Here is a 444-nt window from a genome sequence, read left to right on the forward strand (position 1 = left end):
GATTTAAGCTCCTGGGAAATATCACATGCTGATTGTTAAAAGTGTTGATGGCAGTGTATTGGCAGAGTTAACGCTGGTGCTGAGTTGCTTTTTTTGAATTTTAATGTGTGAATAGTGGGTTAAGTTTAAATCAGGAAAAGGCGGAGTAATGCGGTACTGGTTTAAACTTAACCCACTATGTTTATGACTTGGGCAAGATTTTGTCGGGCTGAGACGATTTTGTAAAGGCCCCAGCCCCGAATTATCTTACATTAACTTTTCTTCCGGCGACGTTCGCCCGGCAGCAGCATATCTGCCCATTTGATGACGTTGGCGACTTCTGCCGGATTGAGTTCGTAGAACTGGCCGCGTTTTAGGCGGTTTGGCAGGCCGATGGGGCCGAAGCCTCCGCGGACAAGGCGGCTGACGGTCAGGCCTTGGCTTTCAAAAATGCAACGTACTTCG

Annotated in this window: 1 pseudogene; it reads right to left on the bottom strand. The window is 47.7% G+C overall.

Annotated elements, in window-relative coordinates:
• Positions 1 to 251: 251 nt before the first annotated feature.
• A pseudogene (locus ACTHUR_RS21030) lies at positions 252 to 444 on the bottom strand (hypothetical protein); the annotation flags it as partial.

It is taken from the genome of Neisseria sp. P0021.S007 (assembly GCF_051956855.1).